We start from the raw sequence: 16312 nt of genomic DNA on the forward strand, positions 1-16312 counted from the left end.
CCAGCCTACTGCGGCCTCTCGGCGGTCTCGGCGCGCGGGACCATCGCCGAGGGGATGCCGCGGCGCAACCGCGCGGCGAGTCCGTCGTCCCAGCGGCCGGGCTCCTGCAGTGTCGCTTCGCGCACGTCGACGCCGCCGGGTCCGATGCTGGCGACGCAGACGAGCAGCGACTCGAGCACGTGCCCGTCATGGTCGTCGCGGCGCAGCACCGCCGCGTCCGGATCCCGCGTGGACTGCTCGACGACGTCGAGCCACGGCATCCACCACTCCTCGCCCGCGGCGAGGCCCACGCGGCGGAATCCCGCCAACCACCGTGCGATGCGCGGCGTGCCCTCGTCGTCGACCGCGTGGTGGGCGATCATGTGCGTGCCCGGCGCGAGGCGCGTGCGGCGGGCGACCAGGCCGTCCCACTCCACGAGGTGGGCGCCCGCGGCATCCACCTCGACGAGATTGAAGCCCCGCGTGAGCGGTCGATCCGGGATGCCGTCCCCCACCGCGTCGAGGGGAACACCGCCGCGCGTGACGACCTCGTCGTCGCCGCGGTCGGACAGGTCTTCGCGATTGAGGAGCACCGCGAGGCGGGCCGCGTCGGGGTCGACGGCGAGCCAGGCACCGCCGGCGCGGTCGTCGCGCACGCCGAGGATGCCGCCCCGGTCGGGCCACCAGCGGCCCAGACCGCGCCACGGCCGGTGGCGGTCCTCGTCACGCACGGCGAGCAGCCGCACCGGTTCGCCGGGCATCCCCGGAACGTCGATCACGACCGTGCACATCTGCTCCACGCTACCCGGGCGAGGGTTCGGTCGGGGTGCTGTGCGCTTCTTCGGCGCCTGAGCGGCGCCCGCCACCCGCCAACCCAGCCGACCTGGAAGACTGGGGCGATGTTCGTCGTGGTGGGAGTGACCGGGGGCATCGCCGCCTACAAGAGCGTCAGCCTCGTGCGACTGCTGGTCAAAGCGGGACACGACGTGCACGTGGTGCCGACCGACGACGCACTGCGCTTCGTGGGTCTGCCGACGTGGGAGGCCCTGAGCCGCAACCCCGTCACGACGTCGGTGCACGATGACGTCGCCCGTGTGCGCCACGTCGCGCTCGGACAAGCGGCCGACCTCGTCATCGTCGCCCCCGCGACCGCCAACACCCTGGCCGCGATGACGGCGGGCTTGGCCTCCGACCTGCTCGGGACGACACTGCTCGCCACGACCGCGCCGGTCGTGGTGGCCCCGGCGATGCACACCGAGATGTGGCGGCACCCGGCGACGACGCACAACATGACCGTGCTCCGCGCGCGCGGGGTGCACGTCGTGGGTCCCGCCGACGGAGTCCTCACCGGCGGCGATTCCGGACCCGGACGCATGTCGGAGCCGGAGGAGATCGCGGCGGCGGCCCTCGCTCTCGTCGAACGCCCGCGCGACCTCGACGGTCTGTCGATCGTCGTGAGCGCCGGAGGCACGCGTGAGCCGATCGATCCCGTGCGCTTCCTGGGCAATCGTTCGAGCGGACGCCAGGGTGTCGCGATCGCCCGCGCCGCCGCCGACCGTGGCGCGCGGGTGACCCTCGTGGCCGCGCACCTCGACGCCGACGTGCGCCCCGATCCACGCGTCGAGGTGATCGCTGCGGGTACCGCCGAGCAACTCGGACAGGCGATGGATGCCGCGGCTCCCGCCGCCGACGTGATCGTCATGGCTGCGGCGGTCGCCGACTACTCGGTGGCCGCGGTCGCCGAGCACAAGCTCCGCAAGCAGGACTCACCCGGCGGTCTGACCCTCGAGCTCGTCGAGAATCGCGACATCGTCGCCGGGCTGGTCGAGCACCGTCGGCCGGGGCAGACGATCATCGCCTTCGCCGCCGAGACGGTGGGTAGCGACGAGGAACTGCTCGAACGCGCTCGCACGAAGGCCGCGCGTAAGGGCGTCGATCTGCTGGCCGCCAACGCGGTCGGGTGGTCGCGAGGGTTCGAGACCTCCGACAATGCCCTCACGATCGTCGGTCGCGATGGAGCGGCCGTGGCCACGGCATCCGGTTCGAAGGACGACACCGCGCACGCCCTGCTCGATGCGATCGTCGCGGCGCGGGCGTCGACGATCGAGGCCTGACGCCGGCGGACCGTGTCGCACGGGTGCAGGAGGACGAGCGGCCCGCCGCCCGTCCTCCCCGCGTCATTCGCTGCGAACGCCGTCGACCGCGTCGATGATCCTGCCCGGCTCCGTACGCGTCGTGTAATCGACGTGCACATCGGCGAAGCGCACCACACCGGCGGCGTCGATCAGGTACACCGAGGGGAACGGGACGCGAGCGGTCTCGTCGGCGTTGCTGTCGGCGACGTCGAAGCCGAGTTCCGTGTGCGCCGCGCGCGCGTCAACGCTCGGCTCGGTGACGATGCCGAAGCGTTCGGCGAGCGTGTTCGCGGGGTCCGAGAGCACGGTGAACTCCAACGACCCGTTCGTCGTACTCTGGGCCGATCCGTCGGGCGTCTGCGGCGAGATCGCGATGAGCTGGACTCCGCGTTCCTGCAGCGCGGGCAGTAGTTGCTCCTGATAGGTGCGCAGAGTGATGTTGCAGTACGGGCACCACGCACCGCGGTAGAACACGACGACCGACGCGGCTCCGGCTCGGGCCTCGGAGAACGTCGTCGCCGCCCCCTCCGCGGTGACGAGCTCGGCATCCGGGGCGTCGTCACCCACGTCGAGCGCTCCCGCCGGGACGCCGGCGCTGCGAAGGGCGGCCTGCTCGTCGGAGAAGACCGCCGACAGTCGGTCTCCGATCTGCGCCTCGAACCCGGCGGTGAAGCCGTCGATCTGCTGCGCGATGGACGGTGTGGACATGCGTCGCCTCCCGGCGGAATCGGCGTCACGCGCCGGCTCCAGAAACCTAGGTCCGCCCGCAGGGGTCAGGGCTGTTCTCGTCATCCAACGAGACGCGACGTCACGAGGCGTCACGAAGGGTGCGCCTCATCCCCGCGCCCCCTCTCGGCCACGGGACTTCTCGAACACGGGCCTTCTCCGACGGCCCCTCTCCGACGTGGCTTCCCAGACAGGGGCCTCTCAAACACGGGGCCTTCCAGACACTGGGCCCTCCAGAAACGGGGCCTCCCAGACGAGGGCTCTCCGGGGCTCGAGGCGGTTCTCAGGTGGGGGCCCGCTCGGGGCCCCCACCTCGTCACTCAATAACCGAGGTTGTACTGGGCTTCTTCGATGAGGGTGAAGACCTGCGTCAGGATGATCACGAACCAGATCGCGGCGATGACGATCGAGACGACCGTCACGACGATCGACGCCCAGACGGGGGCGAGTCCGCTGCCCGTGCGTCGCCGCAGCACCACGCCACGACCGATGACGTAGACCAAGCCGCTGCCGATGACGAGCACCAGGAAGCTCCACGCCCAGTGGAACGGCTTCTCGACGCCACGGGCTCGGAGTTGGCGCCAGTCGAGGAACGAGAATAAGACGACGAGGGCGCCCAGGACGACGCTCGCCAGAGTGGCGACCGTCGAGACGATGGCGTCGGTGCCCATCGCGCCGGGTTCGCCGTACAGGCCGGCGTAGAAGGACTCCCGGATGTACGACGACCAGTCGAAGAGGAACAGCGACAGCACGCCCACCAGCGGCAGGAAGACGACCAACCACACCCAGACGGTGTTCGTGGGGATGTCGCGGCGCAGCACGGGCTGGGCGCCGACCGACGGCGCGGCGGGATAACCGCCGTACCCGGCGGGGGCGGGCGTTCCGGGGTACGCCGGCGCCGACGAGTACGCGGGAGCAGCCGAGGGCGGGGTGACGGGGTACGCCGCGGGCGGTGCGGACGCGAACGGCGCACTGGGTGCCGGAGGCGCCGGGATCGCGCTGGGTGCCGGAGGAGCGGGAACCTCGCTGTGCACTGCCGGTGCGGAAGCGTCGGTGGCGGCATGGTCGGTCGACGACGAGGGCGCGGCGGGGTCGTTCGACGCCTCACCGGAGAGGGCAGGCTCCTCCGCGGCGGCGGCGGCGGGCGTCGGGGTCGACTCGGGGGCGAACCCGTGGGCGGCGGCAGACGCCGAAGTCGACTCGTGGGCGGCGGTGTCGGCGTCGTCGGACACCGGAGCCGACTCGGACGCGGAACCCGAGTCCTGCGCGGCCACCTGCGGAACCCCGTCGCCGCGCACGGGGCGCACCTCATCGGTCCAGGCGGTGCCGTCCCACCGGCGCAGGCCGTCGCCGCCTGCGGGGTCGGGATACCAGCCTTCGGGCGGAGTGGGTGTGTCGGTCATGTCGTTTCCCCTGTCGTGGTGCGGAACCGGGCGAGATTGCCCCGAGTCTAGTGACGGCGCCCGACATCACCGGAAGTCCCGGGACGCGTGCGCGACGCCGACCTGTAGATCGGTGAAGCCGTCGGCGACCACATTGGTCACTCCCTCGACCGATCGTTCGAGCATGCCCCGCACGATGAGGGCGGGTGATTCCCGCGCGACCCGCCGGTACCTGTTCCACACTCCCACCGAGCAGATGATGTTCATCAGTCCGTGCTCGTCTTCGAGGTTGAGGAAGGTGATGCCGGATGCCGTGGCCGGGCGCTGCCGATGGGTGACGAGCCCCGCCACCTCGATGCGACGATCGGTCTCGAAGGTGCGGAGCTCCCGCGAGGTGAGCACCCCGCGCGCGTCGAGCGCCGAGCGGAAGTGGGTGAGCGGGTGGTCGTCGGCCGAGAGCCCGGTCGCCCAGAGATCGGCCGCGAGCACCTCGTAGCTCGACGGGTCGGTGAACAGCGGCGGCTGCACGGCCACGAGCGAGTCGGGAAGGAACTCGGCACGATCGAGCGCCGCCGACCCGGCCAGCCAGATCGCCTCGCGCCGGGTATGGCCCAGGCTCTCGAAGGCCCCCGCCGTGGCGAGCGCCTCGAGTTGCGCCGTGACAAGTCCCGTGCGCCGCACGAGGTCGCGTTGATCTCGATAGGGGCCGCCCCTCTCTCGTTCGGCGACGATGCGCTCGGCGGCCTTCTTGCCGATCCCGGTCACTCCGGCGAGCCCCAGGCGCACGACGAACCCGCCGTCTCGGCGATGGGCGAGGGTCTCGTCCGGCTCCGACGCATCGAAGTCCCCCGTCGGAGACTGCTCCGCGTGCGCGCAGGCATCGAGACCCGTCGGGGCGCGGGCGGCCGTCTCGTCGACCGGCTCGAGGCCCGCTTCGACGCTCGAGCGCAGCAGGTCGGGCCGCCGTACGGTCACCCCGTGTCGGCGGGCATCGGCGGTGAGGGTGGCGGGTGAGTAGAACCCCATGGGCTGGGCGCGCAGCAGGCCGGCGAGGAACGCCGCCGGGTAATGCAGCTTGATCCACGAGCTCGCGTACACCAGCAGCGCGAACGACAGCGAATGCGATTCGGCGAAACCGAAGTTCGCGAACGCCTGGATCTTCGCGTACAGATCGTCGGCGACCTGACCGACCAGACCGTTCTGCGCCATGCCCTCGTACAGCTTCTCGCGCAGGGAGTCGATACGCTCGAGCCCCCGCTTGGACCCCATGGCCCGGCGCAGCAGGTCGGCGTCTTCGGCAGAGCAGTTGCCGATGGCGACGGCCATCTGCATGAGCTGCTCCTGGAACACCGGTACCCCCATCGTCCGCTCCAGCACCGGCTCGAGCTTAGGATGCACGTAGGTGACGGGCTCCTGTCCGAGCTTGCGTCGAACGAACGGATGCACGGCACCGCCCTGGATGGGTCCCGGGCGGATGAGGGCGATCTGCACGACCAGGTCGTAGAACTTCCGCGGCTGCAGACGCGGCAGCAATCCCATCTGCGCGCGGGATTCCACCTGGAACACCCCGATCGAGTCGGCGCGGCACAGCATGTCGTAGACGGCCTTCTCTTCTTTGGGCAGCGTGGACAGCTCCCACGCCTCGCCCGTGGCATCGCGGATCAGGTCGAAGCAGTACTGCAGCGCCGCGAGCATGCCGAGCCCCAGCAGATCGAACTTGACCAGCCCCATCCACGCGGCGTCGTCTTTGTCCCACTGGATGACCGTGCGGTTCTCCATGCGCGCATGCTCGATCGGCACGACCTCACCCACCGGTCGATCGGTGAGCACCATGCCTCCGGAGTGGATGCCGAGGTGGCGAGGCGCTTTCAACAGCTCCGACGCGAACTCGATGACCTGGTCGGGGATGTCGTGATCCGCTCCGGTTTCGAGGGTCGCTCCCCACCGTTCGACCTGCTTCGACCAGGCGTCTTGCTGGCCCGGCGAGTGCCCGAGCGCCCGAGCCATGTCACGGACGGCGTTCTTGGGACGGTACTGGATGACATTCGCCACCTGCGCCGCACGCTCGCGCCCGTACTCCTTGTAGACCCACTGGATGATCTCTTCGCGGCGATCGGAGTCGAAGTCGACGTCGATGTCGGGCTCTTCGTCGCGCAGGCTCGACAGGAAACGCTCGAAGGGCAGCTTGTAGAAGATCGAGTCGACCGCGGTGATGTCGAGCAGGAAGCACACCGCGCTGTTCGCCGCCGACCCGCGCCCCTGGCACAGGATGCCGCGCCGCCGGGCCTCGGCGACGATGCCGTAGACGATGAGGAAGTACCCCGGGAAGTCCTTCATCTCGATCACACCGAGTTCGCGTTCGATGCGGTTGCGATCCTCGTCGGAGAGCCGGGGGTACTTGCGCGGTACGGCCTCCCACACCAGATGCCGCAGCCAGGACATGGGGGTGTGCCCCTCGGGGACGTCTTGTCGCGGAAGCGCGGGCTTGGCGCGGCGCAACGGGAAGGCGACCTCGTCGGCGAGCGTCACGGTGCGCGCCACCGCTCCGGGATACCGGGCGAACCGCGCCGCCATCTCGACCCCCGAGCGCAGGTGCGCGCCGGCGTGCGCGGGAAGCCACCCGTCGAGTTCGTCGAGACCGCGGTTGGCGCGCACGGCGGCCACGGCGGCGGCGAGGAGCTCTTTCTGCGGGGCGGCGTAGTGCACGTTGTTCGTCGCGAGGATCGGCAGCCCCCGCTCGGCGGCGAGCGCCGCCAGCACGTCGTTGCGTCTCGAGTCGAGAGGACTGCCGTGATCCATCAGCTCGACGTACACGGCCTCGGGGCCGAACAGGTCGACGAGGGTGTCGAGTTCGCGCGCGGCCCCCGTGGGTCCTTCGAACGCCAGAGCTTGGCGCACCGTGCCCTTGCGGCATCCGGTGGGCACCGCCCAGTGCGGATCGCCGGGCCCGCCCGCGCGTTCGGCCAGGTCGGCGAGGTCGTAGACGGGACGCCCCTTCTCGGCACCGCTGAGCTGCGCGTGGGTGATCGCGGCGGCGAGGCGGTGATAGCCCTCTTCGCGGCGTGCGAGCACGAGCAGATGCGATCCGCCCGGGTCGGCCTCGCCGTTCTGCGGACCGGTGAGACCCAGCGACAGTTCTGCGCCGAAGACGGTGTTCACCGTGCGCGCCTCGGCGGCCTCGGCGAAGCGCACGATGCCGTAGAACCCGTCGTGGTCGGTGAGGGCGAGGGCGTGCAGGCCCAGTCGTTCGGCTTCTTCGACGAGTTCTTCGGGCGACGAGGCTCCGTCGAGGAACGAGTACGACGAGTGCGCGTGCAACTCGGCGTACGGCACGGTGTCGGCCGGGCGCGCGATCGTCGGCGGCACGTAGGCGCCGCGCTTGTGCGACCAGGCGGGGCTGTCGCCCCCGTCACCGTTCGGCGGGGCACCGGTCGGGCGTCGGGCGTCACTGAGCACGCGCTCGAGTTCCGACCATTTCACCGGCGGATTGTTCCAGCCCATCGGCGCACCTCCGCCCGGGTTCTGTTCATCGATGGGGAGCCGACGGCGGGCGCGAGGCCCGCACCGCCCGAGGGGGCATCGCCGGTGCTGCTGCCGCCGCGGCCCGATGTTCGTCGAGAGGAGCGGTGGAGCCGAACCTCAGTCATAACGCCCCTCCGCCCGCCACTCCCCTTCTTCGACCACCAGCAACCAGGCGCCCCCCTCGGCGTCGATCACTTGGAACCGATGCGCCCTGCGCCGTCGCAGGGGATCCCATCCGCGTTCGCTGATCGGCCAGGGCCCCGCCCATTCGCTGATGCGTCGCCGCTGTCCCGCCGTCTCGAGCACCGCCGGTGGAGCGCTGAGCGCATCGCGCTCCCCCACCGTCACCGGGGCTCCCGCGATGTCGGTGACCCCGACCGGTCGTGGTTCGGGGTAGACGGTGGCCGGCAGCGGATCGGGCAGGCTGCCGGGCCAGGGGCGCGCGCGTTCCTTCGCCGTCACGGCTCGGTCTCCCCAGGGCACGAGCACCTGCCGTTCGGCCAGCCAGCGTCCCCCGCCGATCACGGGAGTGACTACTTCGCGGTGGCCGAGCATGGCCTGCACGCGCGAGAGGGCATGGTGGACGCGTTCGTCGGGCCCCGCCCCGAACAGCCCCTTGGCGTGGTGGGCGGCGGCGTCGACGGCCTCGGGCTCGATGTGCACGCCCGCCACACCGCTGCCGAAGATGCCCTGGGCGTCTTCGGCGAGCTGCCAGCGCACCCGATCGACCACCGCGGCGGCGTCGAACGATCCGGGATGCAGCCACACGCGTTCGCTGCGCTCGGCCCGCTCACCCGTCAGCACGACACGCAGCTCGGTGCACACCAGGTCGTGGGCCCCCAACCGGGCGATGAACTCCTCGGCCGCCACGCGCATGCCGAAGGCGATCTGGTCGGCGAGTTCGAGGGGAGGCTCGAAGGCCACGTCGCGGTGCAGCTCGGGTGGAGGGGTGCGCGGCTGCACGGGTTGCGAGTCGAGTCCTCCCGCCAGCGCATGCAGGCGCACCCCCCGTTCTCCGAAGCGTTCCCGCACCCGTTCGGCCGCGAGAGTGGCCAGATCACCGAGGGTGTGCACGCCCAACCGGGAGAGCAGACTGCCGAACTCCTCGTCGTCGAGGGTGGCGATCGACAGCGGAGAGAGGAACGCCGCAGCGTCACCGGGCGGCACGATGCGCACGGGCTCCTCGACGGTGGCCGAGCGGGCGGCATGCTCGGCGGTGAAGACACCGTCGGCGACGCTCGCCCGCACCTCGCCGAAGCCGTCGTCGTGGAGGAGGCGGATCAGTAGGCGCGCCGCCTCGGCTTCGCCACCGTAGTAGCGCGCCGGACCCCGCGCCCGCAGTGCGCACAATCCCGGCCGCATGATCTGCACCCCGGGGGCGCGTTCTTCGATGCGGGCCACGACGGGCGCGAACACACGCGCATCGCGCACCGGGTCGGCGGGGACCACCTGGAGGGTCGGACACAGGGCCTGAGCGTCACGGCGTTTCTGACCTCGTCGCACCCCCTGCGCGCGGGCGGCCCACGAGCTGGCGACGACGAGGTTGTGGGAGAACACCGCCACCGGGGCCTCGGGGCGAGGAGGCGTGACGGCCTCGGCGACGAACGCCGTGATCGGCCAATCGGGAAACCAGAGCACGAGGCTGCGCGTGGGAGCCTGCATCAGCCGACCGCTCTCGGACGGTACTCGTCGCGCTCGCGCGGCACGAGGCGTTCGGTGGGCGTACCCAGCAGCTCGACCGACCCGTCGGCCGCGGGCAGCAGCATGCGCGCCCGACGGGCGTGGGGCGAGCGTCGACTGCTCACCGAGACGGTGAGTTCACGCCCCGCCAGGTACCCGTGCCCCTGACCGAGGCCCGTCCATCGCGGGTCGGCGACGTCGATCACCGCTTCGGCCTGTGGCCATGCGCCCTGCACCAGCAGCACGGCTCCACGGTCGCGCAGCCGAGCGGCCAGACGTGTGGTCTCGGCACCCCCGCGGGCCGCCGTGGAACCCGACGGCGGGCGGACGGCCACGACCGGCAGCACCTCGGCGATCGTCGCCGTCACCGCCAGCCATCTCGGCCCCGGGTCGGGGATGAAGACCAGACGATCGAGGTCGAGGCCGTATTTCTCGGCGGCCTCGGCTCCCAGCTCGGGCATGCCGATCACGCCGCACCACGAACCGTCTTGCGAGGGCCGGGCCAGCAGGGCGAGCAGCAGCGACGCGGATCGGGCGAGGGCATAGGCCGACCCCGCCCGCAGACCGCCCCCGGGAAGCAGGGACGAGAAAGCCGGATGCGTGGGCAGCACCGGTGCGTCCATGCGCCGACCCTGCATGCGCTCCAAGCGATCGCGCAGCGCGTGGATGTCGGGTACGGCCTGTACCTGGTCTCTCACGATCGCCCTCACTCCCACAGGTTAGAACATTTGTTCTAGTGCCTCAATCCCTGTGGGTCGAAGATACGATCGACCTCCGACATTGCCGTCGTCCCCTCGCGAGACGGCACGACGCCGCGAGCCCGACGCCGCGCGCACCGACCGACACCAGCCCCGACGCGAGGTGCCGACGCCCCCGCGACGCCCGGGGGGGGGGGGGGGGGGGGGGGGGGGGGGGCGCGCCTCAGACCAGGTCGACGGTCGCCGCGATCCGCGCGAATCCGCCCTGCTGCAGCACGACGGCCGTGTTCGCCATCAGCTCGGCAGCCGTCCGGGTCACCGTTCCGAGCCCCGCGACCTCACCGCTCAGATCGAAGGTGCGCGTGGCATCCAGAACGACCGTCACCTCATAACCGAGGTTGCCGGCCATGCGCGCCGTGGTCTCGACGCACATGTTGGTCTGGATGCCGCAGATCACCAGTTCGCGGATGCCGTTCTCGCCCAACCAGGCGTGCAGGTCGGGGTCGCCGTAGAAGGCCGAGTTGACGTTCTTCGTCACCCGCAGGTCGGCTGAGACCTTCGCGACCGCATCGACCAGCGCGTTACCGCCTTCGTCCGGGTGCAGGGGCGATCCGGGCGACGCCGAATCGTGCCGCACGACGACGATCGGCTCGCCCTCACGGTGCCACGCCCCGATCAGCGCGGTGACGTTGCGCTCGCAATCGGGGTTGGCGGTCGGCCCCCAGAAGTCGAGGTCGTCGAATCCGCGCTGCATGTCGATGACGATCAGGGCACGAGGCATGCCCCCATCCCATCACCCGGATGCCGGGGACGCCAGCGCCGCAAAGACGGCGACGACGCTCACGCCGCCAGGGCCAGGTACGGCTCCCACCGCGGATCGCTCTTGTCGACGCCGCGCACGGTCCAGGACGATCCGCGCGGGGGCGCCGGCACCAGACGGAGATCCCAGTGCATCTCCTGGGGGGTGCGATCGCCCTTGACGTTGTTGCAGTGCAGGCAGCAGGCCACGAGGTTCTCCCAGGTGTCCTTGCCCCCGCGCGAACGCGGCAGCACGTGGTCGATCGTCGACGCCGCCTTGCCGCAGTACCCGCAGCGGTGCGCGTCACGACGCAGCACCCCGCGCCGCGTGACCGGCACCTGCCGCGCCCCCGGCACCCGCACGTAGCGGGTCAGGATGATGACCGCCGGGCGATCGTAGGTCCCCGCCGCGGCCCAGACCGGATCCTCGTCGATGCGTTCCACGACCGTGGCCTTGTCGTTCATCACGAGCACGAGGGCCCGCTTGAACGACACGACCGCCAGGGGCTCGTATCCCGCGTTCAATACCAGTGTGCGCATTCACGTCTCCTCTCGAATGGCCGAGACGGCTTCTCGGATGTTCGACTTGCGACGACGGCCCGCGCGCAGGGCATGAAAAAAGGCGCTGTCTAGACAGACAGCGCCTCGGAAGTCGCGGCGACACCGCGGCATCCGAACACACGATGCCGAAGAACGAGCAGGCCGAGCGCATCCATGGTGCGGATGCGAGGCCTGATGCTCATCGGGCTTTCCCTTCGGTTGTTCCGACGTCGGAGACAGGCTAACCCACCCCGACACGCCCGGGGGCGGCGGGATCGGGAAACGAGAGACGGCGTGTCGGAGAACATCGTTCTCCGGCACGCCGTCTCTCGTTCGGTCTGATCAGCCGGCGTTCTGCTGCAGCCAGGCGTAGGGATCGACGACCGATCCGTTGATGTGCACCTCGAAGTGCAGGTGGTTCGCGGTCGAGCTTCCGGTCGAGCCGACGAGGCCGATGAGCTGGCCCGCGGCGACCGTCTGACCGGCCTGCACCTGGCGGCTGCCGTACGTCATGTGGCCGTAGGTGGTCGACACCTTCTGGCCGTTGATGACGTGCTCGATCACGATGCCCACGCCGTAGCCGCCGAAGCTCTCGGAGGAGGTGCTCACGACGCCGGCGGCGGCGGCGAAGATGGGCTGCCCACCCGGGGCGAGCAGGTCGACGCCCTGGTGGTAGCCGGAGTCCCACAGGCCACGGCCGAGCACGTAGCTCGACAGGGGCCAGCGCACCTCGCCCGAGCCGGGGGCCGTCATGTTCAAGTCGATCGATGAGACCGAGGCGCCGGCATTGGATGCCAGCTGGCGGGCACGCTCCGCCGCCGCGGCGGCAGCGGCTTCGCGGTCCTTCTTCTGCTGGATCTCGTCGGCGGTGGTGGCCGAGTAGCTGCTGCGGTCGAGCGTCTCGGCGGCGGCGTCGGAGGCCACGACCAGCGACTGGTTGTCGGGGGCCGACACCTGCTGCAGGGTCATCGTCTCGGCCGCGGGCATGGTCGCCGCGTAGGCCGGGATGGCGACGGTGGCGACGAGACCGGCGACCATCGTCAGGATCACGGCACTGCGCACGGGCTTGCCGTGGCGACGCGGTCCCGAGGGACGTCGTGCGGGAGCGGTGCGAGAGGCCGGCGGAGTCGCCGACGTCGAGACCGCCACGGGTCGCTGCGGGGGTCGAGCGACGGCTGCGCGCGCGCTCTTACGGGTGAGACCCGTCGTCGGAACCTCGGGTAGGTCCCCGACGGGATCGGTGGTTTCAGCCAAAAGTCCTCCGGCGCCTCTGCGTCCAGGACGCTAGCTCGTCAGCACTCGATGGGGCACGATGTGCGGGCTTCACCCTCTGCAGACGACGAGCCGATGAGGCAAACCGCGAGGGGTCCGACGGCGGGCTTCTCGCCTGTGGACTCTCGAAGGCTACCCGAAGATAACGAACAAGTCACGCTCCGATCACCGTGTTCAGGCAATGCTCGGTCGCGGAACGCGGGGGTGTCGGCAGGCTCAGTCCTCGGCGACGAGGAAGATGTGCGACGCCACCTCGACCGGCAACTCGAGACCGTCCTCGATGCCCTCCATCTGCACCAGCACGTATCCCTCGTTGAAGCGGTAGTCGCCGCGCGCCCCCGGGAGCACCCCGGCGGCCTTGAGCTGCTGGAGCAGCTCGGGGTCGACCTGCGCGGGTTCGGCCAGGCGGCGCACCGTGCCGGTGATCGGATGCCCGGCGTCGGTGAGCTTGCGGACGAGTCCGACGACACCGTCGTCGAACGTGGAGCTGGCCGCATCGCCCAGCTGGTCGAGTCCCGGAATCGGGTTGCCGTACGGCGACTCGGTGGGGTGGCCGAGCAGTTCGACGAGGCGGCGTTCCACCTGCTCGCTCATCACGTGCTCCCAGCGGCAGGCCTCGTCGTGCACGTAGGCCCAGTCGAGGCCGATGACGTCGCTGAGCAGGCGCTCGGCGAGACGGTGCTTGCGCATGACGTCGACGGCCTTCTGGCGGCCGGTGCCGGTCAGCTCGAGACGGCGGTCCTCCGAGACGACCACCAAGCCGTCGCGTTCCATGCGTCCGACCGTTTGCGAGACGGTCGGGCCCGAGTGGCCGAGGCGTTCCGAGATGCGGGCCCGCAGGGGCACGATCTTCTCTTCCTCGAGCTCGAGGATCGTGCGCAGGTACATCTCGGTGGTGTCGATGAGATCTGTCATTCGGGTGTCCTCGGCGTCGCGCGGCTGGAACCTCCAGCCTACCGACCCCCTCCGTCATGAGCGCGGGAAGCCCGCGGAGGGGACCATAGAATCGAGCCATGTCGCACGTGGAACTGCCCACAGGTCTCCTGCCCGCCGACGGTCGCTTCGGGTGCGGCCCCTCGAAAGTGCGCGGTGCGCAGCTCGAGTCGCTCGTCACCCGCGGAGCCTCGATCCTGGGTACCTCGCACCGCCAGGCGCCGGTGAAGAACCTCGTCGCGAGCACGCGCGAGCGTCTCGCCCAGCTCTTCCGCCTTCCCGACGGGTACGAGATCATCCTCGGCAACGGTGGATCGACCGCCTTCTGGGATGCCGCCTCCTTCGGCCTCATCGAGAACCGCAGCCAGAACCTGGTCTTCGGCGAGTTCGGCGGCAAGTTCGCCGCCGCTGCCGCCGCGCCCTGGCTGCAGGCGCCCGACGTCCGTCGCGCCGAGCCCGGCACCCGCACGGTCGCCGAGCCGGTCGACGGCGTCGACGTGTACGCCTGGCCGCACAACGAGACCTCCACGGGCGTCGCCGCCCCGGTCGAGCGCGTGCACGGCGATGCCGGCGCCCTCACCGTCATCGACGCGACCAGCGCCGCCGGCGGCATCGACTTCGACGTCGCCCAGGCCGACGTGTACTACTTCGCCCCGCAGAAGAACCTCGGTTCCGACGGCGGCCTCTGGTACGCCGCGGTGTCGCCGGCCGCGATCGAGCGCATCGAGCGGATCGCCGCATCCGGTCGGTACATCCCAGAGTTCCTGAGCCTGAAGAACGCGGTCGACAACTCGCGCCTGCAGCAGACGCTCAACACCCCGGCGTTGGCCACCCTGCTGCTCCTCGACGACCAGCTCGGATGGATCCTCGACAACGGCGGACTGAGCTGGGCGGGCGCACGCACGGCCGAGTCCTCGGCCGCCCTGTACGAGTGGGCGTCCGCGAGCGCCGTAGCGACGCCGTTCGTCTCGTCTCCCGCCGACCGCTCCCCCGTCGTGGTCACGATCGACTTCGACGACTCCATCGACGCCGCGGCGATCGCGAAGAGCCTGCGCGCGAACGGGATCGTCGACACCGAGCCCTACCGCAAGCTGGGCCGCAACCAGCTGCGCGTCGCGACGTTCGTCTCGATCGAGCCCGACGACGTGCGCCGCCTGATCGGGGCCATCGACTACACGATCGAGCACCTGCCGACCGCCTGACATCGGGCGGGCNAACTGCGGTCGTCGCCGCCGTGCACATCGTCTTCGTCGTCGGAGTCGTCGCCCTCGACGCTGCCGTCCGAGTCGTCGTCTTCATCCGAATCGTCGTCATCGTCGGCGTCGTACGAGTCGTCCTGCGCGTCATCGTCACGCGTCGCGTCCGCGCGTTCGTCACCGTCCGCGTCGAGCTCGTCGATGTCGACACCGTCGAGGTCGCCCGCGTGGAAACGTGCTTTCGGCCCGTCGTCGTCGAGCTCGTCCTCGTCGTCTTCGAGGTCGTCTTCGTCGTCGAGGTCATCGTCTTCGGTGTCGTCGACGTCGGAGTCGTCGGCATCCGCGCCGATGCCCGCCGCGGCCGTCGCCGCCTGGGCAGCCTGGTACTCGGCGAGACGGGTCGCCCACGGCACCCAGTCCGGGGCCAGCAGAGCGCCGTCACCGGGCATGAGTTCGGCTTCGAGCACGGTGGGCTCCGCGTCGTCGACGACGGCCACGCTCACGGTCCAGAACCAGCCGGGGTAGCCGGCGAGACGCGTGTGGAACCGCAACGACACCACACCGTCGTCCTCGATCGCGTAGCCCGCGGCCGGACCGATACCGTCGGCCGGCGTGATCTCGCGCAGGGCGGCGAGAGCCAGGTCGTGAGCGCCGATCAGGCGCTCGTCGACGGGCTGCTCAGGCTTCGAAGTCATCGGCGACCTTGCGCAGCACCGCGGCGATCTTCTGCGCGTGCGGCCCGTTGGGGTAGCGGCCGCGACGCAGGTCGCCACCGATGCCGTCGAGCAGCTTCACGAGGTCTTCGACGATGATCGCCATGTCGTCGGCGGGCTTGCGCGAGCGCTTCGACAGACTCACCGGCGCATCGAGCACGCGCACCGAGAGCGCCTGCAGACCGCGCTTGCCGTCAGCGACACCGAACTCGAGACGGGTGCCGGCCTTGGGCCCGGGTGTCCCGGCGGGCAGGGCGGTGGCGTGCAGGAACACGTCCTGGCCGTCATCGGTGACGATGAAGCCGAAGCCCTTCTCGTCGTCGTAGAACCTGACCTTGCCGGTGGGCATGGACACCTCGCTGGATGAGTGCGCGGAGCGCACGGCGGAACACGGAACCCGATCGGATGCCGGCCTCTCAGCCTACGCCACCGCCGCCAGGCAGTAGGCTGAGCCCGATGAGCACCCGCACCTCCCGCGACAGCACGCCGGGCGACGACGTCCCGGTCCGCCGCATCGACCGCGTCCTGGCGTTCATGTCGCTGGGGCTGCTGGCCCTCGCGATCGTGTGCTTCTTCTCGGTCATCATCGGATCGAGCTCGGGTGCCGACATGCGCTCCGGCGTGTGGCCGACCGTGGGCCTGCTCACCTACTTCGCACCCCCTGTGGCCTTCGCCTGTCTGTTGGCCGTGCTCATCATGAGCTTCGTGCGAAGGGCCCGGGCGAACAAGGCCCGCTGA

14 protein-coding genes and 1 pseudogene are annotated in these 16312 nt (G+C 70.6%); 3 read left to right on the forward strand and 12 right to left on the reverse strand.

Translation table 11 applies throughout. The annotated features are described in order from the left end of the window. Positions 1–5: 5 nt before the first annotated feature. Positions 6–770 (reverse strand): NRDE family protein, encoded by a 765-nt coding sequence (locus IFU19_RS11790; protein WP_192013983.1) that lies wholly within the window; start codon positions 768–770, stop codon positions 6–8. Between the two features lie 108 nt (positions 771–878). Here IFU19_RS11790 and coaBC point away from each other — a divergent pair, with 108 nt between their 5' ends. After that, complete coding sequence (gene coaBC / locus IFU19_RS11795) at positions 879–2093, forward strand: bifunctional phosphopantothenoylcysteine decarboxylase/phosphopantothenate--cysteine ligase CoaBC (RefSeq protein WP_192013994.1); 1215 nt, start codon at positions 879–881, stop codon at positions 2091–2093. Positions 2094–2156: 63 nt separating this feature from the next. Here the strand turns inward: coaBC and IFU19_RS11800 are convergent, their stop codons facing one another. From IFU19_RS11800 to IFU19_RS11840, 9 genes are all read right to left on the reverse strand, one after another. Next, entirely contained in the window at positions 2157–2822 is a 666-nt protein-coding gene (locus IFU19_RS11800; protein WP_191915641.1) for a peroxiredoxin-like family protein, read from the reverse strand. A gap of 338 nt (positions 2823–3160) precedes the next feature. Next, on the reverse strand, positions 3161–4243 hold the full coding sequence (locus tag IFU19_RS11805) for a DUF2510 domain-containing protein (RefSeq protein ID WP_192013996.1): 1083 nt from the start codon (positions 4241–4243) through the stop codon (positions 3161–3163). 66 nt (positions 4244–4309) lie between these two features. Further along, on the reverse strand, positions 4310–7723 hold the full coding sequence (locus IFU19_RS11810) for an error-prone DNA polymerase (RefSeq protein WP_192013998.1): 3414 nt from the start codon (positions 7721–7723) through the stop codon (positions 4310–4312). 138 nt (positions 7724–7861) lie between these two features. Then, the gene (locus tag IFU19_RS11815; RefSeq protein WP_055938180.1) at positions 7862–9406 is read right to left on the reverse strand and encodes a DNA polymerase Y family protein; all 1545 of its coding nucleotides are present in this window, start codon (positions 9404–9406) and stop codon (positions 7862–7864) included. Next, positions 9406–10134: a hypothetical protein gene (locus IFU19_RS11820; RefSeq protein WP_441004774.1), complete on the reverse strand. Its 729-nt coding sequence runs from the start codon at positions 10132–10134 to the stop codon at positions 9406–9408. Before IFU19_RS11820 ends, IFU19_RS11815 begins: the two co-directional genes overlap by 1 nt. 211 nt (positions 10135–10345) lie before the next feature. Next, complete coding sequence (locus IFU19_RS11825; protein ID WP_192014000.1) at positions 10346–10903, reverse strand: cysteine hydrolase family protein; 558 nt, start codon at positions 10901–10903, stop codon at positions 10346–10348. Positions 10904–10962: 59 nt separating this feature from the next. Then, positions 10963–11460: an HNH endonuclease gene (locus tag IFU19_RS11830; RefSeq protein ID WP_055838194.1), complete on the reverse strand. Its 498-nt coding sequence runs from the start codon at positions 11458–11460 to the stop codon at positions 10963–10965. 342 nt (positions 11461–11802) lie between these two features. Then, complete coding sequence (locus IFU19_RS11835; protein ID WP_235560563.1) at positions 11803–12522, reverse strand: M23 family metallopeptidase; 720 nt, start codon at positions 12520–12522, stop codon at positions 11803–11805. A 426-nt stretch (positions 12523–12948) separates the two neighbouring features. Beyond that, complete coding sequence (locus IFU19_RS11840) at positions 12949–13647, reverse strand: metal-dependent transcriptional regulator (RefSeq protein WP_055838197.1); 699 nt, start codon at positions 13645–13647, stop codon at positions 12949–12951. Positions 13648–13745: 98 nt separating this feature from the next. On the opposite strand from IFU19_RS11840, the gene serC reads away from it, so the two are divergent. After that, entirely contained in the window at positions 13746–14867 is a 1122-nt protein-coding gene (gene serC, locus IFU19_RS11845) for a phosphoserine transaminase (protein WP_191915637.1), read from the forward strand. A 13-nt stretch (positions 14868–14880) separates the two neighbouring features. On the opposite strand, the pseudogene IFU19_RS11850 reads toward serC, so the two are convergent. Both IFU19_RS11850 and IFU19_RS11855 read right to left on the reverse strand, forming a co-directional pair. Beyond that, a pseudogene (locus tag IFU19_RS11850) lies at positions 14881–15556 on the reverse strand (DUF3027 domain-containing protein); the annotation flags it as partial. Further along, positions 15540–15923 carry a cold-shock protein gene (locus IFU19_RS11855; RefSeq protein ID WP_055838206.1) on the reverse strand — a complete coding sequence of 128 codons (384 nt, stop codon included), beginning with the start codon at positions 15921–15923 and terminating at the stop codon, positions 15540–15542. The pseudogene IFU19_RS11850 and the gene IFU19_RS11855, both read right to left, overlap by 17 nt. Before the next feature lie 107 nt (positions 15924–16030). On the opposite strand from IFU19_RS11855, the gene IFU19_RS11860 reads away from it, so the two are divergent. Next, positions 16031–16312 carry a hypothetical protein gene (locus IFU19_RS11860; protein WP_055838209.1) on the forward strand — a complete coding sequence of 94 codons (282 nt, stop codon included), beginning with the start codon at positions 16031–16033 and terminating at the stop codon, positions 16310–16312.

This window comes from Microbacterium sp. CFBP 8794 (assembly GCF_014841235.1).
Classification (GTDB): Bacteria; Actinomycetota; Actinomycetes; order Actinomycetales; family Microbacteriaceae; genus Microbacterium.

What these genes read in the sequence shown, in the direction of transcription:
- IFU19_RS11790 (WP_192013983.1), bottom strand. Translation starts at nt 770, where the DNA reads ATGTGCACGGTCGTGATCGACGTTCCGGGGATGCCCGGCGAACCGGTG.
- coaBC (WP_192013994.1), top strand. Translation starts at nt 879, where the DNA reads ATGTTCGTCGTGGTGGGAGTGACCGGGGGCATCGCCGCCTACAAGAGC.
- IFU19_RS11800 (WP_191915641.1), bottom strand. Translation starts at nt 2,822, where the DNA reads ATGTCCACACCGTCCATCGCGCAGCAGATCGACGGCTTCACCGCCGGG.
- IFU19_RS11805 (WP_192013996.1), bottom strand. Translation starts at nt 4,243, where the DNA reads ATGACCGACACACCCACTCCGCCCGAAGGCTGGTATCCCGACCCCGCA.
- IFU19_RS11810 (WP_192013998.1), bottom strand. Translation starts at nt 7,723, where the DNA reads ATGGGCTGGAACAATCCGCCGGTGAAATGGTCGGAACTCGAGCGCGTG.
- IFU19_RS11815 (WP_055938180.1), bottom strand. Translation starts at nt 9,406, where the DNA reads ATGCAGGCTCCCACGCGCAGCCTCGTGCTCTGGTTTCCCGATTGGCCG.
- IFU19_RS11825 (WP_192014000.1), bottom strand. Translation starts at nt 10,903, where the DNA reads ATGCCTCGTGCCCTGATCGTCATCGACATGCAGCGCGGATTCGACGAC.
- IFU19_RS11830 (WP_055838194.1), bottom strand. Translation starts at nt 11,460, where the DNA reads ATGCGCACACTGGTATTGAACGCGGGATACGAGCCCCTGGCGGTCGTG.
- IFU19_RS11840 (WP_055838197.1), bottom strand. Translation starts at nt 13,647, where the DNA reads ATGACAGATCTCATCGACACCACCGAGATGTACCTGCGCACGATCCTC.
- serC (WP_191915637.1), top strand. Translation starts at nt 13,746, where the DNA reads ATGTCGCACGTGGAACTGCCCACAGGTCTCCTGCCCGCCGACGGTCGC.
- IFU19_RS11855 (WP_055838206.1), bottom strand. Translation starts at nt 15,923, where the DNA reads ATGCCCACCGGCAAGGTCAGGTTCTACGACGACGAGAAGGGCTTCGGC.
- IFU19_RS11860 (WP_055838209.1), top strand. Translation starts at nt 16,031, where the DNA reads ATGAGCACCCGCACCTCCCGCGACAGCACGCCGGGCGACGACGTCCCG.